This window comes from Glaciecola sp. HA4-3, assembly GCF_055693685.1.
The window spans coordinates 1,840,604-1,858,903 of sequence record NZ_CM146340.1 but is presented as its reverse complement, the minus strand read 5'-3'; the positions used below and the strand labels follow the sequence as shown (position 1 = coordinate 1,858,903).

General features: G+C 39.3%; 14 protein-coding genes, 1 tRNA gene and 2 pseudogenes. 13 read left to right on the top strand and 4 right to left on the bottom strand.

Annotated features, from left to right (window positions below; genetic code table 11):
* Positions 1–2 precede the first annotated feature (2 nt).
* Positions 3–2,652: pseudogene (leuS, locus tag ACZ1G6_RS08790) on the bottom strand (leucine--tRNA ligase).
* 244 nt (positions 2,653–2,896) lie between these two features.
* Between leuS and ACZ1G6_RS08785 the strand changes: the two are divergent.
* On the top strand, positions 2,897–5,311 hold the full coding sequence (locus tag ACZ1G6_RS08785; RefSeq protein WP_472618958.1) for a Lon protease family protein: 2,415 nt from the start codon (positions 2,897–2,899) through the stop codon (positions 5,309–5,311).
* 9 nt (positions 5,312–5,320) lie between these two features.
* Here ACZ1G6_RS08785 and ACZ1G6_RS08780 read toward each other — a convergent pair whose 3' ends face one another.
* The gene (locus ACZ1G6_RS08780) at positions 5,321–6,085 is read right to left on the bottom strand and encodes an SDR family NAD(P)-dependent oxidoreductase (RefSeq protein WP_472615972.1); all 765 of its coding nucleotides are present in this window, start codon (positions 6,083–6,085) and stop codon (positions 5,321–5,323) included.
* Positions 6,086–6,100: 15 nt separating this feature from the next.
* Positions 6,101–6,397 carry a ribosome assembly RNA-binding protein YhbY gene (gene yhbY, locus ACZ1G6_RS08775; protein ID WP_472615971.1) on the bottom strand — a complete coding sequence of 99 codons (297 nt, stop codon included), beginning with the start codon at positions 6,395–6,397 and terminating at the stop codon, positions 6,101–6,103.
* Positions 6,398–6,838: 441 nt separating this feature from the next.
* Between yhbY and ftsH the strand changes: the two are divergent.
* From ftsH to ACZ1G6_RS08740, 7 genes and pseudogenes are all read left to right on the top strand, one after another.
* Positions 6,839–8,768 (top strand): annotated as a pseudogene (gene ftsH / locus ACZ1G6_RS08770) (ATP-dependent zinc metalloprotease FtsH).
* A gap of 175 nt (positions 8,769–8,943) precedes the next feature.
* Positions 8,944–9,795 carry a dihydropteroate synthase gene (gene folP / locus ACZ1G6_RS08765; protein ID WP_472615970.1) on the top strand — a complete coding sequence of 284 codons (852 nt, stop codon included), beginning with the start codon at positions 8,944–8,946 and terminating at the stop codon, positions 9,793–9,795.
* On the top strand, positions 9,795–11,135 hold the full coding sequence (gene glmM, locus ACZ1G6_RS08760; protein ID WP_472615969.1) for a phosphoglucosamine mutase: 1,341 nt from the start codon (positions 9,795–9,797) through the stop codon (positions 11,133–11,135). The genes folP and glmM overlap by 1 nt, the downstream gene beginning before the upstream one ends.
* 107 nt (positions 11,136–11,242) lie before the next feature.
* A complete protein-coding gene (gene tpiA / locus ACZ1G6_RS08755; RefSeq protein WP_472615968.1) occupies positions 11,243–11,977 on the top strand; it encodes a triose-phosphate isomerase in 735 nt (244 codons plus the stop codon).
* Positions 11,978–11,987: 10 nt separating this feature from the next.
* The gene (gene secG / locus ACZ1G6_RS08750; protein ID WP_472615967.1) at positions 11,988–12,356 is read left to right on the top strand and encodes a preprotein translocase subunit SecG; all 369 of its coding nucleotides are present in this window, start codon (positions 11,988–11,990) and stop codon (positions 12,354–12,356) included.
* A 5-nt stretch (positions 12,357–12,361) separates the two neighbouring features.
* Positions 12,362–12,448 (top strand) — tRNA-Leu (locus tag ACZ1G6_RS08745).
* Between the two features lie 137 nt (positions 12,449–12,585).
* Entirely contained in the window at positions 12,586–13,269 is a 684-nt protein-coding gene (locus tag ACZ1G6_RS08740; protein WP_472615966.1) for a hypothetical protein, read from the top strand.
* A 382-nt stretch (positions 13,270–13,651) separates the two neighbouring features.
* On the opposite strand, the gene ACZ1G6_RS08735 is transcribed toward ACZ1G6_RS08740, so the two are convergent.
* Positions 13,652–13,969, bottom strand: coding sequence for a metalloregulator ArsR/SmtB family transcription factor (locus ACZ1G6_RS08735; protein WP_472615965.1), 318 nt, complete (start codon positions 13,967–13,969; stop codon positions 13,652–13,654).
* Positions 13,970–14,047: 78 nt separating this feature from the next.
* On the opposite strand from ACZ1G6_RS08735, the gene ACZ1G6_RS08730 reads away from it, so the two are divergent.
* From ACZ1G6_RS08730 to ACZ1G6_RS08710, 5 genes are all read left to right on the top strand, one after another.
* Positions 14,048–15,031: a hypothetical protein gene (locus ACZ1G6_RS08730; protein ID WP_472615964.1), complete on the top strand. Its 984-nt coding sequence runs from the start codon at positions 14,048–14,050 to the stop codon at positions 15,029–15,031.
* On the top strand, positions 15,018–15,446 hold the full coding sequence (locus tag ACZ1G6_RS08725; protein WP_472615963.1) for a hypothetical protein: 429 nt from the start codon (positions 15,018–15,020) through the stop codon (positions 15,444–15,446). Before ACZ1G6_RS08730 ends, ACZ1G6_RS08725 begins: the two co-directional genes overlap by 14 nt.
* Positions 15,404–15,853 (top strand): fatty acid desaturase, encoded by a 450-nt coding sequence (locus tag ACZ1G6_RS08720; protein WP_472615962.1) that lies wholly within the window; start codon positions 15,404–15,406, stop codon positions 15,851–15,853. Before ACZ1G6_RS08725 ends, ACZ1G6_RS08720 begins: the two co-directional genes overlap by 43 nt.
* A 322-nt stretch (positions 15,854–16,175) precedes the next feature.
* On the top strand, positions 16,176–17,039 hold the full coding sequence (locus ACZ1G6_RS08715; protein ID WP_472615961.1) for a hypothetical protein: 864 nt from the start codon (positions 16,176–16,178) through the stop codon (positions 17,037–17,039).
* A gap of 5 nt (positions 17,040–17,044) precedes the next feature.
* Positions 17,045–18,244 (top strand): diguanylate cyclase domain-containing protein, encoded by a 1,200-nt coding sequence (locus ACZ1G6_RS08710; protein WP_472615960.1) that lies wholly within the window; start codon positions 17,045–17,047, stop codon positions 18,242–18,244.
* Positions 18,245–18,300: the final 56 nt, after the last annotated feature.

The window sequence follows — 18,300 nt, the reverse complement described above, 5'->3', positions numbered from 1 at the left end:
TCTTAATTAGCCACTATATTTACTAGTTTACTAAGGCACGACAATCACTTTTCTTATTGTTTTTCCATCGGTAAAGGATGTTACGTTGTCATGCGAAAGTGCTAACGCTTCAAGCTCGGCTTTTTGTATGTCTGCCGAAACGGTTAATTTCGCTCGCAGCTTTCCATTGACTTGCACAATAATTAACTTTTCATCTTGCACTAAGGCTGTTGGGTCATGTAATGGCCAAGGCGATGTTTGCAATGCTTCTTTTTGGCATAGACGGTCCCATAATGCTTCACAGATGTGGGGAGTAACAGGATTTAGCATCTTAACCATACTTACAACCGCATGGTGCATTAACTTGGCATCAGTCAAATCAGTGACAGAGTATTTTTGAAGAAAATTAAGTAGCTCCATCATTTTAGCTACAGCCGTATTGAATGTTTGACGACGCATAATGTCGTCGGTCACTTTTTCAATGGTGGCATGAACTTCAAAACGAAAATCTTTTTGTTTCTTATTTAATGTTGATTTATCTACTGCAATATCACCAGAAAATTGTTCAAGGTTCACAAACTCATTATCGATATGTTGCATCGCTAGGCGCCAGAAGCGTTTTAAAAATCGGTGGGCTCCTTCGACGGCAGATTCAGTCCATTCTAGATCTTGCTCAGGCGGCGCTGCAAACATAGTGTAAAGTCGGATAGTATCCGCACCGTAGATATCAATTACTGATTGTGGGTCAATGCCGTTGTTTTTCGATTTAGACATTTTAATCATTCCAGCAAAGGTCACAGGCTCTTTAGAGCTCGTCACGTAGGCTGATTTGATTCGTCCTTTGTCGTCTTTTTCTGCCGTCACATCAGCGGGGTTGTGCCATATTTGTTTTCCTGCAGAATCTTTACTGTAAAACGCATTTGCCAGCACCATACCTTGACACAGTAAACGTTTAAATGGCTCATCGCTTTTTACTAAGTCTTCATCGCGCAATAATTTATGAAAAAACCGAGAATACAATAGATGCAATATGGCGTGTTCTATTCCGCCGATGTACTGATCAACGGGCAACCAATAATTAGCTTCAGTTGGCTCTAACATCGCGTCACTCGGACACGAAGCATAGCGAGCATAATACCAAGAGGACTCCATAAACGTGTCAAACGTGTCGGTCTCTCGTTGCATGGGTATGCCATTGTGAAGCGTATTTGCCCAAGTAGGATCTGATTTAATAGGGGATGTGACGCCATCCATGATTACATCAGTTGGTAGTTCAACAGGTAAATCCTTAGTATCAACTGGATACGACTGCCCTTTATCGTCATTTACAATCGGTATGGGAGTTCCCCAATAGCGCTGTCGAGAAACGCCCCAATCTCTTAAGCGATACTTAACCGTTTTTTGGCCTTTACCCAATGCCACTAGCTTATCCGCAATTGCCTTAAAACCGTCTTCAAAGCTCAAGCCTGAATACTCATCAGAATTAATCAGTGAATTTTTTTCTGTGTAGGCTGCTTTGTCAAGATCATGACCAAGATCATCTTTTTTATAAGCGACAACTTGCTTAATAGGTAGTTTGTATTTAGTCGCAAATTCCCAATCTCTTTGGTCATGAGCAGGAACAGACATTACTGCGCCTGAGCCATAACCCATTAAAACAAAATTTGCGATCCATACTGGTAGTTGTTCGCCCGTCAAAGGATGAGATGCATACAAACCTGTTGGCTTACCCAACTTTTCCATTGTTGCCATGTCAGCTTCGGTGGTCTTTGTATTTTTACATTCATCTACAAATTTAGCGATTTCTTCATTAGTTTTTGCCAGTTCAAGTGCGATGGGATGCCCACCAGCAATTGCTAAATACGTTGCACCATAAAGTGTATCAGGCCGAGTGGTGTATACTTCTAGCTCACTAAAACCTGCATAAGGAGATGATAGGTCAAAGCGTAAGTCAACACCTTCAGAACGTCCAATCCAGTTTCGCTGTGCTGTTTTAACTTGTGGAGGCCAATCTTCCAGTTGGTCTAAATCGTTTAACAGTTGATCAGCATAATCAGTAATTTTAATAAACCACTGTGGAATTTCTTTTTGTTCAACTACGGCACCTGAGCGCCATCCTTTTCCATCAATTACTTGCTCGTTAGCTAAAACAGTTTGATCAATTGGATCCCAATTGACGGTCGCATTCTTTTTATACACTAAACCTTTGTCAAAAAGACGTGTGAAAAACCACTGTTCCCAGCGGTAGTATTGAGGGTCACATGTCGTTACTTCTCTAGACCAATCATAACCAAAACCCAAAGAATTTAATTGAGTCTTCATGTAGTCAATGTTTTGTAATGTCCATTTGGCTGGCGCGGTTTTATTTTGAATCGCTGCATTTTCTGCAGGCAAGCCAAAGGCATCCCAACCCATCGGTTGGAGTACGTTTTTGCCTTGCATACGTTGAAAACGGCTGACTACGTCTCCAATCGTATAATTACGAACGTGTCCCATATGTAGGCGACCACTTGGATAAGGGAACATACATAAGCAATAAAATTTTTCTTTCTCATTGTCTACATCGACTTCAAATACTTTGGTGTCTAACCAGCGTTTTTGAGCGCTTGCTTCAGCCTTTGCTGGCTCATATTGCTCGTACTGATCGGGGGTGTTCATTTCTTGATTGGTCATCGCCAGTAAGGTCTCGTTTTAAGCATCATCATAAAGCGGTAAGAATAGCCTGTAATGACACTGTGGGGCAAGTTGAAATCGTCACAAATTAGGCTTTGTAGCTTACTTGGTGAACAAAAATGTCGTTTTCATTTGAAGTTTCTTTGAATATCGCAAATGCCTCTGTTTATCCCATTGATTTCATGTACACTCATTTGAACTTCTTATTATCATTTTGCTCGCAATTTACTTGAACAATAATTTTATGCCCGAATCGCAAATTTCAAAAAACACGTCAATGTGTCGCCTTACGGCAAGCCAATTAAGTGCGGACTTGTCAAAACCTTTATTCATTGATGCTTTAAATAAACGCTTTGCTAATACAAGCTTAATTGGTCAGCATAGGGCAAAAGAAGCCTTAGCATTTGGTTTAGGGATAAATGCACCAGGCTACCATTTGTTCGTAATGGGAGAGCAGGCAACGGGCAGATATACACTAGTCAAAGAATATATTACTGAACATTTATCGACAGGAGATAATTTATTTGATTGGTGCTATGTCAACAATGTTGAAAATGAAAGAGCGCCAATTGCTTTAAAATTAAATGCAGGCGAAAGTGATGCACTTTGTAATGATTTAGAGATTTTAATAGACGAAGTACTTGCAACATTTCCTGCAGTATTTGAAAACCCAGGATATCAGCGCAAAAAGACGGCAATCACTCGTCATTTTGAACACAAGTATGATGCGGCAATTGATCATGTTGAAACTCTTGCTCAATCACAAGGCATAGCCCTGATTGAAGAGGGCAATACGATTAGTTTTTCACCTATTGTGGATGGGAAGCCTTTAAATGATGCAGATTTTACTCGTCGCACTGATATTGATAGACAGCATTTCTATGACTTGATAGATAAACTTGAAGAAACGCTCAGCGAAGCATTGTTAGAGCTACCAATTTGGCAAAGACAAAGCGCTGAAAAACTCAAAAATTTGAAAAAAGAAACCGTTGAGCAAGGTCTAAGACCATTAATCAAAAATCTTGAGCATAAGTATGCGTCAGACATTGCAATCCTAAAATACCTTAGACAAATAAAGCACCACTTGATTGATATGGTGCTGGAAACCTTAATTAGCGAAACCAAAGACGACAAAGCCGAGGACTATGATAAACATGGCTTATTTGTCGATACATATGTACCCAAAGTGTTAGTCAAAAACAAACAAGATAGCGTTCGGCCACTAATTTATGAAGCGAATCCTAGCTATCATAATCTATTTGGTAAAATAGAATATGCAAATGTACAAGGCAGTGTTTACACCAACTACAGGATGTTGACAAGTGGTGCGCTTCATCGAGCTAATGGTGGTTATTTAGTCTTAGATGCTGAAAAGCTCTTAGACAACCCCCATGCATGGGAATCATTAAAGTTAGCCCTTAAATTTAATAAGATTAAACTAGAGATTCCTCAACAAGACGTGGGAATGGTAAATAATATTACGCTGTCACCAGAGCCGATCGATTTAAGTGTAAAAGTAGTTTTATTGGGTTCAAGTGAGCTTTATTACGCCTTGCAGGATTATGATCCTGAATTTGTAGAACACTTTAAAGTCTTGGTAGATTTTGATCATGAAATCGACTTAAATGCCGACATTTTAGGTCAATTCGTCTCTCGTATTCGTCAAGAGTTAGTGGTTTTAGATCTAAAAGAAATTAGTGAATCTGCATTGACAAGCTTAATAGAGGTAAGCCTTAGACAATCTGAGCATCAATCAAAATTAAGTGCCAAATTTGCTTATATTATTGAACTACTAAATGAGTCCGCTTATTTTTGTAATAAAGATGTAGGCTCAGGCGGCATCCTTGATAGTATTCATATTGACCAAGCTTTGCGCGCAAAGAAAAATAGATCCGGGCGAGTGAGTGATTCATTTTTGCTGGATATTGAAGAAGGCCATGTGTTAATAAGCACTGCAGGTAGGGCTGTAGGAACCCTAAATGGTTTGACCGTGCTTGAGGTCGGAGATACCTCATTTGGCACGCCAGCACGGGTGACGGCAACAGTATATGCAGGTTCACACGGTGTGGTGGATATAGAAAGAGAAGTCGAGCTAGGTCAGTCAATTCACTCCAAAGGTGTGTTGTTATTAACGGGTTACTTGGGTAATAAATATGCACAGAGTTTTCCGCTAACACTTTCTGCCAATATCGCACTTGAACAATCATATGGGTATATCGACGGCGATAGTGCATCGCTTGCCGAATTACTCGCTTTAATTTCTTCTTTGACTGATATCCCTCTTGAACAAGGTATCGCGGTAACCGGCTCTATTAATCAGTTAGGTGAGGTTCAAGCCGTAGGTGGCATCAATGAAAAGATCGAGGGTTATTTCACATTATGTAAAAAGCGGGGGTTAAATGGCAAGCAAGGCGTCATTATTCCAAAATCAAACCAAATAAATTTAATGTTAGATGATGAAGTCAAACAAGCAGTAGCAGACTCGTTATTTAATATTTATGCCGTGTCTTGTGTTGACCAAGCAATTGAAATACTCACGGGGCAAACGGCTGGCGAATTAAACACTCGAGGAAGATACCCAAAAAAATGCGTTCACTACGCTGCAATATCTCGATTGTACAATATTGCCAGCATAGTAAATGGTGCGGATGAAGAATAACTTGACTGCTTATTTAGGCGGCATTCTTAAAGCGCCATCCAAACGTATCGTTTCTCCATTTATGTATGGGTTCTGTGCAATATGCAATACTAGCTTTGCAAATTCAGCAGGGTATCCCAAACGCTTAGGAAATTGAACGTTACTTGCCAAAGCGTCCTGCACTTTTTCGGGCATTGCCAATAGCATTGGTGTCCCCATAATACCCGGCGCTACTGCATTGACTCTTATTCCTAACGGCGCAAGGTCTCGAGCCATAGGTAAGCTAAGTCCAATCAAACCACCTTTACTGGCGGCATAAGCGGTTTGTCCGATTTGACCTTCGTAACCTGCAACCGAGGCCGTATTAACGATTACGCCTTTTTCACCGTTGGTGTTTGCATCGTTTTTTGCCATAGCTGCGGCAACTACTCGGGCCACATTGAATGACCCGATCAAATTGATATTGATGACTTTAGCAAAATCATCTAATGGCATCGCGTTGCCTTCTCTATCAAGGGTTCTTTTTGCTGGTGCGACACCCGCACAATTAACGAGTAAAGAAATTTGATGTTTACTTGCGCATATTTCAACGGCGCTTTCAACCGACTTGTCGCTGGTAACATCTACTTTTATAAAGTCGCAGTTTTCTTGGCTAAGTTGTGATGCGATTTGATGACCATCATCTGAAATATCAAAAATACACACCTTGTAACCAGCTTCAAGCAAAAGCGTGGCAGTTGCACGTCCTAAACCAGAACATCCACCTGTGACGATAGCATAATGTGAAGTATTCATACTGTCTCTCTTGGGTTAATTTTTTGGAAGACTGATTTTTTGTACTTCGCCAGCTCTATAAAGAATAAGTACATGACCAATGGTATGTACTTTTACAGATTTTGTTTCACCTGCAATAGCATCCATAATTAGTTGTTTTTCTTCTCTATCATCGCTAGGCACTTTTACTTTTATCAACTCATGATGATTAAGTGCATTATCAATTTCAGCAATAACGCCTTCTGTAAGTCCATTGTTGCCTAACTGAACAATGGGTTTCATTGTGTGAGCAAGCCCTTTAAGGTATTGCTTTTGTTTGTTCGTCAATGTCATTTTAAATTATTTCACTATGTTTTTGAGTTTTACTCTTGAATTGTGCGCATTCTACCTACACTTAAACAACAATGCGAATTAAGTAAAGTTTTGGGTGAATTTTGTAGCTTAACTTTTAGTACTGGTTTCTCGGTTAAGTGAAGTGGACGCTAATATTTACGAACTAAATACAGAATTGGCGATCATAGGTAATATTTTTGAACAACATGCGAATGCAGGGCGTAACAAGAATACGAAACAAACTTTTTGATATGTGTTTGTTGTGAAGCGGGTTGTATTAATTGGTAAATTTCAAAGGCAGCAAGGGCAAAAGTAGTACTCTTTATCCTCGGTTTAACTCACTAGGCAAGCTGAGTTATTGGCGAAATAAGATAAAATGTAGTACGCTTATTTAAGGTGTGATTTTCCGCACGTTTTTTTATTTGACAGAGGTTCATAGCATTGAGTGACATGGCAAAAAATCTCATATTGTGGTTAGTAATAGCTGTGGTATTGATGATGGTATTTCAAGGGTTTAACACTCCTACGACGGCGAATTCTAAGCTTGATTATTCTACGTTTTTGCAAATGGTAGAGGATGGAAATATCAATGAAGTTGAAATCAATAGCGCGAAAGGTGAAATTAGAGGCGTGAAGCGTAACGGCGACCCTTTTGTTACCCAAAGCCCAGGCTATGATGCTAGTCTTCTGGATATTTTACTTGCAAAAGAAGTGACAGTGTCAGGGAAAGAGCCTGAAAGTCAAAGTATCTTAACGCAAATCCTTATTTCATGGTTCCCCATGTTACTGCTAATTGGTGTGTGGATATTCTTCATGCGTCAAATGCAAGGTGGTGGTGGAAAAGGGGCGATGTCCTTTGGCAAAAGTAAAGCTCGCTTACTAAGCGATGATCAAATTAAAACGACCTTTGCTGATGTTGCAGGTTGTGACGAAGCCAAAGAAGATGTAACTGAACTAGTGGATTTTCTTCGCGACCCAACCAAATTTCAAAAATTAGGCGGTAAAATACCTAAAGGCGTATTGATGGTTGGTCCGCTCTGGAACAGGTAAGACATTGTTGGCCAAAGCAATCGCTGGTGAAGCAAAAGTACCATTTTTTAGTATCTCTGGTTCTGACTTCGTCGAGATGTTTGTCGGCGTGGGCGCATCGCGAGTAAGAGACATGTTTGAGCAAGCGAAAAAGGCCTCACCATGCATCATTTTTATAGACGAAATCGATGCGGTTGGACGTAAACGTGGCGCAGGCCATGGTGGTGGTCATGATGAACGTGAGCAAACACTTAACCAAATGTTGGTTGAAATGGACGGTTTTGAAGGACATGAAGGCATTATCGTTATTGCCGCAACGAACAGACCTGATGTGCTAGATCCTGCATTGTTGCGTCCTGGACGTTTTGACCGTCAAGTGACTGTAGGATTGCCTGACATTCGTGGCAGAGAACAAATACTTAAAGTACATATGAGAAAAGTCCCATTGGGTGATAACGTTGAAGCATCTGTTATTGCTCGCGGAACAATAGGGTTTTCTGGTGCGGACTTGGCTAATTTGGTCAACGAAGCGGCATTGTTTGCGGCTAGAACGAATAGACGATTAGTCTCAATGGAAGAGTTCGACAAAGCCAAAGATAAAATTATGATGGGCTCTGAACGTAAGAGCATGGCAATGTCAGAAGAAGAGAAAACTAATACGGCGTATCACGAAGCTGGTCATGCGATTGTTGGAAGGCTTGTTCCAAAGCACGACCCTGTTTATAAAGTGTCGATTATTCCTCGTGGCAGGGCGCTAGGGATTACTATGTTTTTGCCAGAGCAAGACAAATATAGTAACTCACGAGAAGAACTTGAATCGAAAATAGCGACCTTGTTTGGTGGTCGTATTGCAGAAGAGATAACCCTAGGTGAAGCTGGCGTTACCACAGGTGCATCAAATGATATTGAACGTGCAACAGCGATTGCTCGTAAAATGGTAACTTCTTGGGGATTGTCACCTAAGATGGGACCAATCAATTACGAAGATGATGAAAACGAAATGTTTATGGGAGGACCTGGGAAACCTAAGTCCGCCGAAACGGTTCGAGATATAGATGCTGAGATTCGTCTTTTGATTGACCGCAACTACGAACTAGCAGAGCAGATTTTAAAAGATAATATGGATATTCTTGAAGCAATGAAAGACGCTTTGATGAAATATGAAACCATCGATGCAAAACAAATTGATGATTTAATGAACCGTGTAGATGTTAGACCTCCAGAAGGGTGGGATGATTCGGATAACTCTGATTCGCAAAAGCCTAGCAGTGGTGCAACCATTGAGGTTGGTAAAGACGATAAGCCTGCTGAAGGTGGCTCGCCTAGTGACGCGACACAATAGTTAGTATTACTTTTAAAAGTTTATTCAAAACACCAGCTTCGGCTGGTGTTTTTATTTGTAAAACCAGCTGTTACATTGGTGATGACTAAATTAGTGTAAATCTAGTTATTTTTGCTTTTCAATGCGTTATGATGATGAACGTGGTAAGTGTCTAGTTTTATATGAGTGTGTCAATATGATGGTATTTAAAGACAAGAAAGTAGTCTTCAATACGGTGAAAGTGATGGGGATACTAAACGTAACACCTGATTCATTTTCTGATGGTGGCAAGTTTAACACTGTCGATTCGGCATTGCGCCAAACTGCTCAAATGATTGATGATGGGGCCAGCTTTATTGATATCGGAGGGGAATCAACGAGGCCTGGCGCAAGTCCTGTTAGCGTAGAAGAGGAGCTTGAGCGAGTTATTCCTGTTATTGAAAAAGTCAACGATGCGTTTGATACCATCATTTCAATTGACACTAGTAACCCTCAAGTAATGGAAGCTGCTGTAAATGCAGGCGCAAAAATGATTAATGATGTGAGGGCTTTAAAACTAGATGGAGCGCTGGAAATGGCTTCAAGTTTGGCACAAAAGTTCAATGTTCCAAGTTGCATTATGCATATGCAAGGCACGCCTCAAACCATGCAGAATGCCCCCCAATATTTTGATTTAATGGAAGAGGTAATTACATTTTTCCGTCAATCAATAGAAAGACTTACTGGTGCAGGCTTTAAATATAGACAAATATTATTAGACCCTGGTTTTGGTTTTGGTAAAACGCTTGATCATAATTATCTTATGCTGAAGTACTTTGATAGTTTTACTCAATTTGATTTGCCTGTATTAGCTGGTATGTCTAGAAAGTCTATGGTTGGAAAACTATTAGGTAGAAATATCGATCAAAGGTTAGCGGGTGATATCGCTTGTGCGACACTTGCAGGGGCTAGTGGAGCAAGTATCGTTAGAGTGCATGATGTACGTGAAGCAAGCGATGCTATGAAAATTATTGATAAAGTAAATAATGTAGGAAAAACGGAAAATTAATGGGTAAAAGAAAATATTTTGGAACAGATGGTATTCGTGGCAAAGTCGGAGAAAGTGCGATAAACCCTGAGTTTGTCACCAAACTTGGTTGGGCCGCTGGAAAAGTGTTGGCGGGTAGAGGCACAAATAAAGTATTAATTGGTAAAGACACTCGAATAAGTGGATATATGCTTGAATCAGCCCTAGAGGCTGGTCTTTCCGCTGCTGGTATTAATATCGGCTTGCTAGGCCCCATGCCCACGCCAGCCATCGCTTATTTAACGAAAACCTTTCGTTCTGAAGCGGGAATAGTCATCTCGGCATCTCACAACCCATATTATGACAATGGCATAAAGTTTTTTTCATCAACCGGTCACAAATTAGATGACGAGATAGAATTAGCCATTGAAAAACAAATGTCTGAACCCATGACATGTGTAGAGTCAGATAAATTGGGCAAAGCAAGTCGAATCAATGATGCAGCAGGTCGGTATATTGAATATTGCAAGGGGACATTTCCTTCGGATTTATCTTTATCAGGATTAAAAGTTGTAGTGGATTGTGCTCATGGTGCTACTTATCATATAGCGCCTAATGTATTGTCTGAACTAGGTGCATCAGTTATTGAAGTTGGTACTAAGCCAGATGGTCTAAATATTAATCACAAGGTAGGTGCAACTTCACTAAGAACGACTATTGAAGCGGTTAAAGAGCACAATGCCGATTTAGGTTTTGCGCTTGATGGCGATGGTGATCGCATTATGATGGTTGATGAAAATGGCCAAATCTTAGATGGTGATCAAATAATCTTCATTATCGCACGTGACGCGCTTAAGTCAGGCAAATTAAATGGTGGTGTAGTGGGCACAAAAATGAGCAATCTAGGGATGCAAATTGCTTTAGAGCGCTTAGGTGTGCCTTTTGAAAGAGCCGATGTTGGTGACCGCTATGTCATGGAGCTTCTTTTGCAAAAAGGCTGGTGTATAGGCGGAGAGAATTCTGGGCACGTGCTTAACTTAAACTATGCATCAACTGGTGACGGCATTGTTGCTGGACTACAAGTTATTTCTGCTATGTTAAGAGCTAACATGAAACTAAGCGCTTTGAATTCAGGATTTACGAAATACCCACAGCGTTTAATTAATGTAAAGTTTGTTGATAAAGGGGAAGACCCTTTAGTTTCACCCAGCGTAGTGAAAGCTGTTGAAACTGCAGAATCAGAAATGGGCAAGTCTGGGCGTGTTTTGCTTAGAAAAAGTGGTACAGAACCACTAATTAGAGTAATGGTTGAAGCCCAAGCCGAAGAGGTTTCAAACAAGTGGGCTGAATTTATCGCTGAGGCGGTAAAAAAAGCGGGATAAACTTGCGTTTTATTCACGCAAAGCCTTGTATATTTGAGTATGGTTAGTTAATATCAGCGCCGCTTAAAAGCTTGCTAATTTGCGAAATGAAAGCATGGAAAATATAAATGACGACAAAAAGAAAAGCGCTAGTTGCTGGTAATTGGAAAATGAATGGTTCTTTAGGCTTATTACAAGTCTTTATTGAACGTATTGAATCCAATGATAGTGTTGATGTTGTTTTATGTGTCCCTGACACTTATTTACATGCGGCTGGTAAAGGTGAGTTCTGTGTTGGAGCTCAAAACTGCAGCCAATTCAAATCAGGCGCGCATACCGGTGATGTCTCGGTCAACATGCTCAAAGAGCTTGGTGTAGAATACGTCATTGTTGGTCATTCTGAACGGCGACAAGACCATGGCGAGAGTAATATCGTTGTTGCTGAAAAAGTGAAGGCAGTATTATCTTGTGGCTTAGTCCCCATAATTTGCTGTGGTGAGCCTCTTGAAATACGAGAGTCAGGCGAAGAAAAAGATTTTGTGTTAGCGCAATTAGAAGCGGTAAACACAGTGTGTGGCTCCCAATTTTTAGATAATTGTGTTATCGCATATGAGCCAATTTGGGCAATAGGTACTGGAAAAACAGCATCTCCTGAGCAAGCTCAAGAGATGCACGAATGCATTAGACAGCAACTGTGCGAATGGAATAGTAACGCAAGCAATACCCGTATTTTGTACGGTGGTAGCGTTAAGCCAAGCAACGCAAGTGAATTGTTTGCTAAAGAAGATATTGATGGCGGCCTAATTGGAGGCGCTAGTTTAACTGTTGAAGATTTTACTGCACTAATAAACGCAGCAGAATAAAAGGAAAAGTATGTACGAATTTTTGTTGATTGCTTATTTAATCGTTGCTTTGTTGTTAATTGGCTTTGTGTTGATTCAACAAGGTAAGGGCGCCGATATGGGAGCTTCGTTTGGTTCAGGTGGTGCTAATACTGTATTTGGTTCAAGTGGCTCTGGTAACTTCATGACACGAACAACCGCTATTTTAGCGACATTGTTTTTTGGTATTAGCCTTGTCATTGGTGGTATTACTGCTGGGACAAGTGAAACAGAAGGGGCGTTTGATTCAATCGACGTACCGGTTGTTGAAGATGTTATCCCACCAGCAATAACACCTAACGATTCAGATATTCCGGTTGCAGATCCTCAAGAGCAACCAGAATCAGACATTCCAAACTAGTTATCGCGGAAGTGGTGGAATTGGTAGACACGCCAGCTTGAGGGGCTGGTGGCCTCACGGCCGTGCGGGTTCAAGTCCCGCTTTCCGCACCAATTAATAAAAGGGGTCAGAGTTAATTTGCAAAACATTTATTGCAAATTAACTCTGACCCCTTTTTAGTATTTCTTTTATTATGTCATTCGTTACGATAGCATCTAAGTCCACACTATTTATAAACATTAAAGACTGAATGAATATTTTACTGTTACCGGGTATGGATGGCACTGGAGTATTGTTTGAGCCCTTTGTAACAGCTTTTCCTAAATCAATAGATATAAACGTCGCTTCCCTTATTCAGGAAACAGATGTCAGCTTCGAAGAGCAGGCAAGTGCTTTATTAGGACAAGTAAAGAACAACACAATAATTGTCGCGGAGTCCTACTCTGGTCTAGTAGCTCACGAACTAGGTAAGTTGGCGCCAGAATCAATTAATCATATTGTTTTTGCAGCCAGCTTTTTGGAACAACCATCCGTATTGGCAAAATTTGGTGATATGGTACCAAAAGTGATGCTTGATTATACTCTATATCCAAAGTCTATAGTATTGCAGGTTCTGTTTGGTAAGTATCGATCCCAATATTTGATGGGGCTGTTTGAACGAGCAATGGCGGACGTTTCACTAGACTTGTTGGAATTTAGAATCAAACAGCTCTGTAATTTAAATAAAGTCGATCAAAGTAGCGATATTTCAGCGACTTATCTTCAGGCGGAGCATGATAGATTGGTTTCAAGTAATGCAGTAGATGTTTTTAAAAAAGTGTATACACGTCTGAACTGCAAAAGTGTGCAAGGTAGTCATTTTGTATTGCAAAGTAACCCAAAAGATACTGTGCGAGAGGTGTTAGCAATCGTAAAAAGTATGAGTGTCGATTGATAATAAAGCATCTTGGTTCTTTATTGTCGAAATAGAATAGCCCAAAACTATTGCAGTCTATTCACTTTTTGTTGTTTGTATTTTTTGACTTAATCACTTGTCGTAAAGCACCAAATGTGAAGAATGGCATTAAAATATACAATGCTAATAGTAAATCAAAACCTACTAATATGTATATTAAATCAGCATGTCCGTAAGCACCGCAGAACTCCCATACCAAGATATTGATGCAGGTATAGTCAGATATTCTTAAGATGTAAACTATTGAACTAAATATCCATATCAGTAACGCAATTCGGATAGCCATTTGAAGCTTTAATTTTTTAGATGGTTTTACTTTCATTTACACACTTTCTGGCTTCTAATCTTGCTTTCAAATTTATTATCTGCCTTTATTCTTATTTTTAGCAATAGCTTGGCTCTCAACCTTCAATGGCTTGCCTTCAGGACAAAAATCTACCAAGAAATCATTCATGCTGGCAAACAGGTTTTCTTTAACTAGATAATAATGTACGAACTGACCTTTTTTCTCAGAATCAATAAGACCAGCATTAGATAAAATACCTAAGTGCTTGGATAAAGCCGGCTTACTCATCTCAAATTTTTCTGCTATTTCGCCAGCAGTCAGGCTGGCTTCAGACAAAAAAGCTAAGATTTTTCGGCGAACAGGTGAAGATAAAGCTTGAAAAACATTACTCATTGGTTATATATTTAACTAAATAGTTAATTAATTTAATTTATCGTAGTGTGATAGTAAACAATATTTATGGAAAACACCATGGCTCAATCAGGCTCTAAAGGAGCTTTAAATACCACAAAGCGTCGTCGCAATATTCTAATTTTACTTGTTATAGGCACAGCGTCTCTACTCATTAGGTTGCTCATGTCGTATGAATTTGACCGAACAGCGTTACTATATGTGGGCATTCCGTTTTTAGTTGCCTTGGCGTTGTTATTTGTTGTAGAGAAGCCCGAAAAACCCAGCTTACATCGTTATTATGGGCACATAGTAATGTGGTCTCTCATTGTCATGTTGGGTACTTCTATCGTTTTATTTGAAGGCTTTATATGTGTATTGATGTTTATGCCTATCTATTTTGCCATTATTCTAATGATGTATCTGTTTCAACTATTAGCACATTATCTCAATCATGTAGATAAGAGTAAGCATTATGCCCATGTAATACCGGTGTTGATAGTTATGAGCGCGTTTGAAGGAGTTATCCCAAGTGCTAGTTTTAATAGAGAGTATTCTGTTACACAAGAAATAGTGCTTGAGTCTTCTGTTGAAGAAATAAAACACCAACTCACTCAACCCATTAAATTAAATGTTGAGCGTAATTGGTTGCTAAGTCTGTTTCCTATGCCTACGCGTATTGATGCAGAAACTCTTGCTGAGGGTGACAAGCATACAATAGACTTTGTCTACCACCGCTGGTTCGTAACTAATACTCATAAAGGAAATATGACTTTAGAAATATCAGAGGTAAAACCAGCATATATAAGGACGGCTTTCTTAGAGGATACTAGTTATATTGGCAATTATTTGCGTTTGAAAGGCACAGAAATCAGATTTACTCCAGCAAAAGGCGGCACAAAGGTAACGCTTACTATTCACTATCATCGTTTTCTCGATCCTGCTTGGTACTTTGGACCGCTTCAGGAATATGCAATTACGCAAACAGCTAATTTGCTTTTAAATGAGCTGTTTATTCCAATTGAGGTATTAGGGAGGTCAGGAGACAATCATGTATTCAAATGAACGTATAGTCACTAATCAAAATAGCAATGCTGTGCATGGGCAAGTCCTTGTATCTGTACCTAAAACACTATGGATGGGAAGTATGTTTATTATCGCTATTATTGGCGGTTGGTATACTTTCTCAATTACATCATTTTTTGTGTTTGTAATAACAACGGCGATATCTCTGTGTTTAGGACATTCTTTAGGTATGCATCGAAGACTCATTCACAAAAGCTATCAATGTCCAATATGGCTTGAATATTTATTCGTGCACTTGGGTGTTATAGTTGGTTTAGCAGGCCCTATCGGTATGATCAAAACTCACGACATGCGAGATTGGGCGCAGCGACAAGAAGATTGTCACGACTATTTTGGACACAAACAAGCTATGTGGAAAGACTTTTTTGGCAGGTATTTTGCGATATCAAACTGAACCACCCACCTTCTTTTAATATTGAACAATCCGTTAGCAAAGACAAAATCTACAAGTTGATGGAAACATCTTGGATGCTTCAGCAATTGCCTTTAGCGCTGATACTATTTGTCTTAGGTGGAGTTGATTGGCTTATTTGGGGAATATGCGTAAGGGTATCGGTTTCTGTAGTAGGGCATTGGTTAATAGGTTATTTTGCGCATAACCATGGACCTCGCGATTGGCATATCGAAAAAGCGCGTGTGCAAGGTCACAATGTTCCATTTGCTGCTTTGCTTACCATGGGTGAAAGCTATCACAACAATCATCATGCATTCCCAGGCTCTGCAAATCTTGCGCTGGAAAAGGGGCAGATTGATATAGGTTGGTATGTTTTACAAGGGCTAGCTTCAGTTGGTCTTGTTTGAAATTTAGTGTTACCACAACACCTTCCTATACGAGAAGAGCTAACAAAGCTCTAACACCACTGGATTATGTGTAATAGTCAAACAAACTGTTATAACAACCAAACAGGTATTTTAAAAAAATCGGAAAATAATGACAAAACCTATCAATTGATAAAAGTCTCTAGGGGCTCCAGTAATTAATCCTATCGTTAATATAATTTTTAATTGCACATAGGTAATTGTTCATTTATCCTCCAACACCAAATTATTCTTTAGTATATGTTCTAAAACTATTGGCAAGCGTTGGTCTTTATGGCGACTTGTCTTGGCAGTTAAGGTGTGTATGGCGTTACGTGACCGACCAATATCGCAAAGGAATGCCAAAAATTTTTATATAAGGCCTGTTTTTCTTTTTTTACTCATATTGATCGGTTTCACGCCATTATTATTACGAGTAAGTGAACTTTTCATTATCGAAAAGGACTTGTTCGCAGAAGTTAAATCCATTAAGTCGATTGAAGTGGGTACCCTACGTTCAACTCTCACATTTGAACCCCAAAGCGAACTGGTTTCATCTTGTAATGTTGAGATGGTAAACAATGTTAATGTTTGTGGCGTGAGCTTTGATATTGTCGATAGCGTTTATAAGCCCATCAACGTTGGTGATTACGATGATATTACTATACAATTTTCAGGGCGTACTCCTCTTAGTGAGGCCAGTATACGGTTTCAGCTTACCAGTTTTAATGAAAAATACTCTACCCTAAGTGATAAGGATTCTCGAAAAATACATGGGGTGACACTTAATACGCAAGACAAACCAAATGTCTATCAAATTAGTGTAAACGAGTTTGAAGTTGAAAGTTGGTGGCTCTATAAATATCAAATCCCCAGAGAATATTCACATCCAGAGTTAGATAAGTCGGTTGGCATTATTTTAATTCATAATGGTCTTTCTGAAGTTGGGGAGTATACCATTCATGTAAAGAAAATAGTGGCATCTAAAAACCTTATTGCTCGCAGTGTGGCGATTATATTTTTACTCATTGTTCTTTTATTGTTGGTGTTAGTTTTGGCTTATGGCCACCATAAAACGATTAAGATTCAGGTTGAATTTGACAATCTTACAGGTTTATTTAACCGCAATGGTCTTGATAAATATTTAGGTAAGCAAAAGCGAATATCTCAAAAAAATCTGGAAATATAGGAGTTTTGTTTTTAGATATTGATGATTTTAAAAAAGTAAATGATACCTATGGGCACGAGTTTGGTGATGAAATTTTAGTAAGCTTTGCAAACTGTTTAAAGCACCTTGTTCAAGTTCATCTTGAAGAGGGAATGAAAGGCCAAGCAGTTAGGTTATCTGGTGATGAGTTTGCCATCGTTTTATTTAATACTAACCAAGTCTCTATTGGTAAGTTAGCAAATGACATATGCGATTATTTTAATCAGGCGATTCAATCTAGTATGGGTGATTTTTATATTAGGACTAGCATAGGGTGCTCACTTAGCAGCTATGTTAAAGAGCCATTTGCTACTATTTTACAACAAGCCGATCAGGCTATGTACATAGCCAAAAGGCAAGGGAAAAATAATTGGCTAATGTATGATGACTCCTTACAGGAAGAACAAAAAGAAGAACAAGAAATCATAAGAAGCCTGCTGAGAAATCTTCAAGATGATAAATATATATTCACTGCCCATCCTCTATTAAGTATCTCAAAACATAAAATAGACAAACTATACATTGAGCCTTGTCATTTCTTGATAGATGAGTTGGACAGTTTGCTAATAAAACGAGGCCAAGACTCGGTTAAGAATAAAGACCTTGCTGAGATTTTTGATGTATATAGTGATAGGTTTACACAAAGCCTTTTGCCTTTTATGGATAGCCTTTATTCGAAGAAGGTAACTATCATTGTAAAAGTACCTTTGGCCTTGTCTATTCAAGCGAAGGCACTGGGAAGGTTTGTCAATAAATTTCAATCGCTTCCTCATGGAAATGACTTAATCGTTTATTCTTTGCCTGACTCAATTAATCATGTTGAGTTTTGTTCGATTTTTGAAAATAGCTTGTTTTTAAAGGGACAAGGCGTGCGCATCGCTATTCATGATTACTTTGAGGGGGCTACTTCCTTAAATATTTTGAAAACACTCAATGTTAAGTCTGTTTTTATCAGTGCTGGTGTGATCAATGACGCTGTTCATGATGATGATCATGCGCAATACTTGCGTTTGTCTATAAAACTCCTACAAGCTATGTGCATACACATCATTGTTGAACAGGGCATCGAATCGACCCAAGCCATAGAATTGATATTAGAGTTAGAAATCGACTATTTTAGTGGCAATGTGTACGAAAGCACGGCGCAACTGAGTGATATCATTAACCTTATCCCCGATCCCAAGTAATCATTGTGCAAATTTATGAAAATAAATACCTCAGCGACAAACAATATATTTAACCT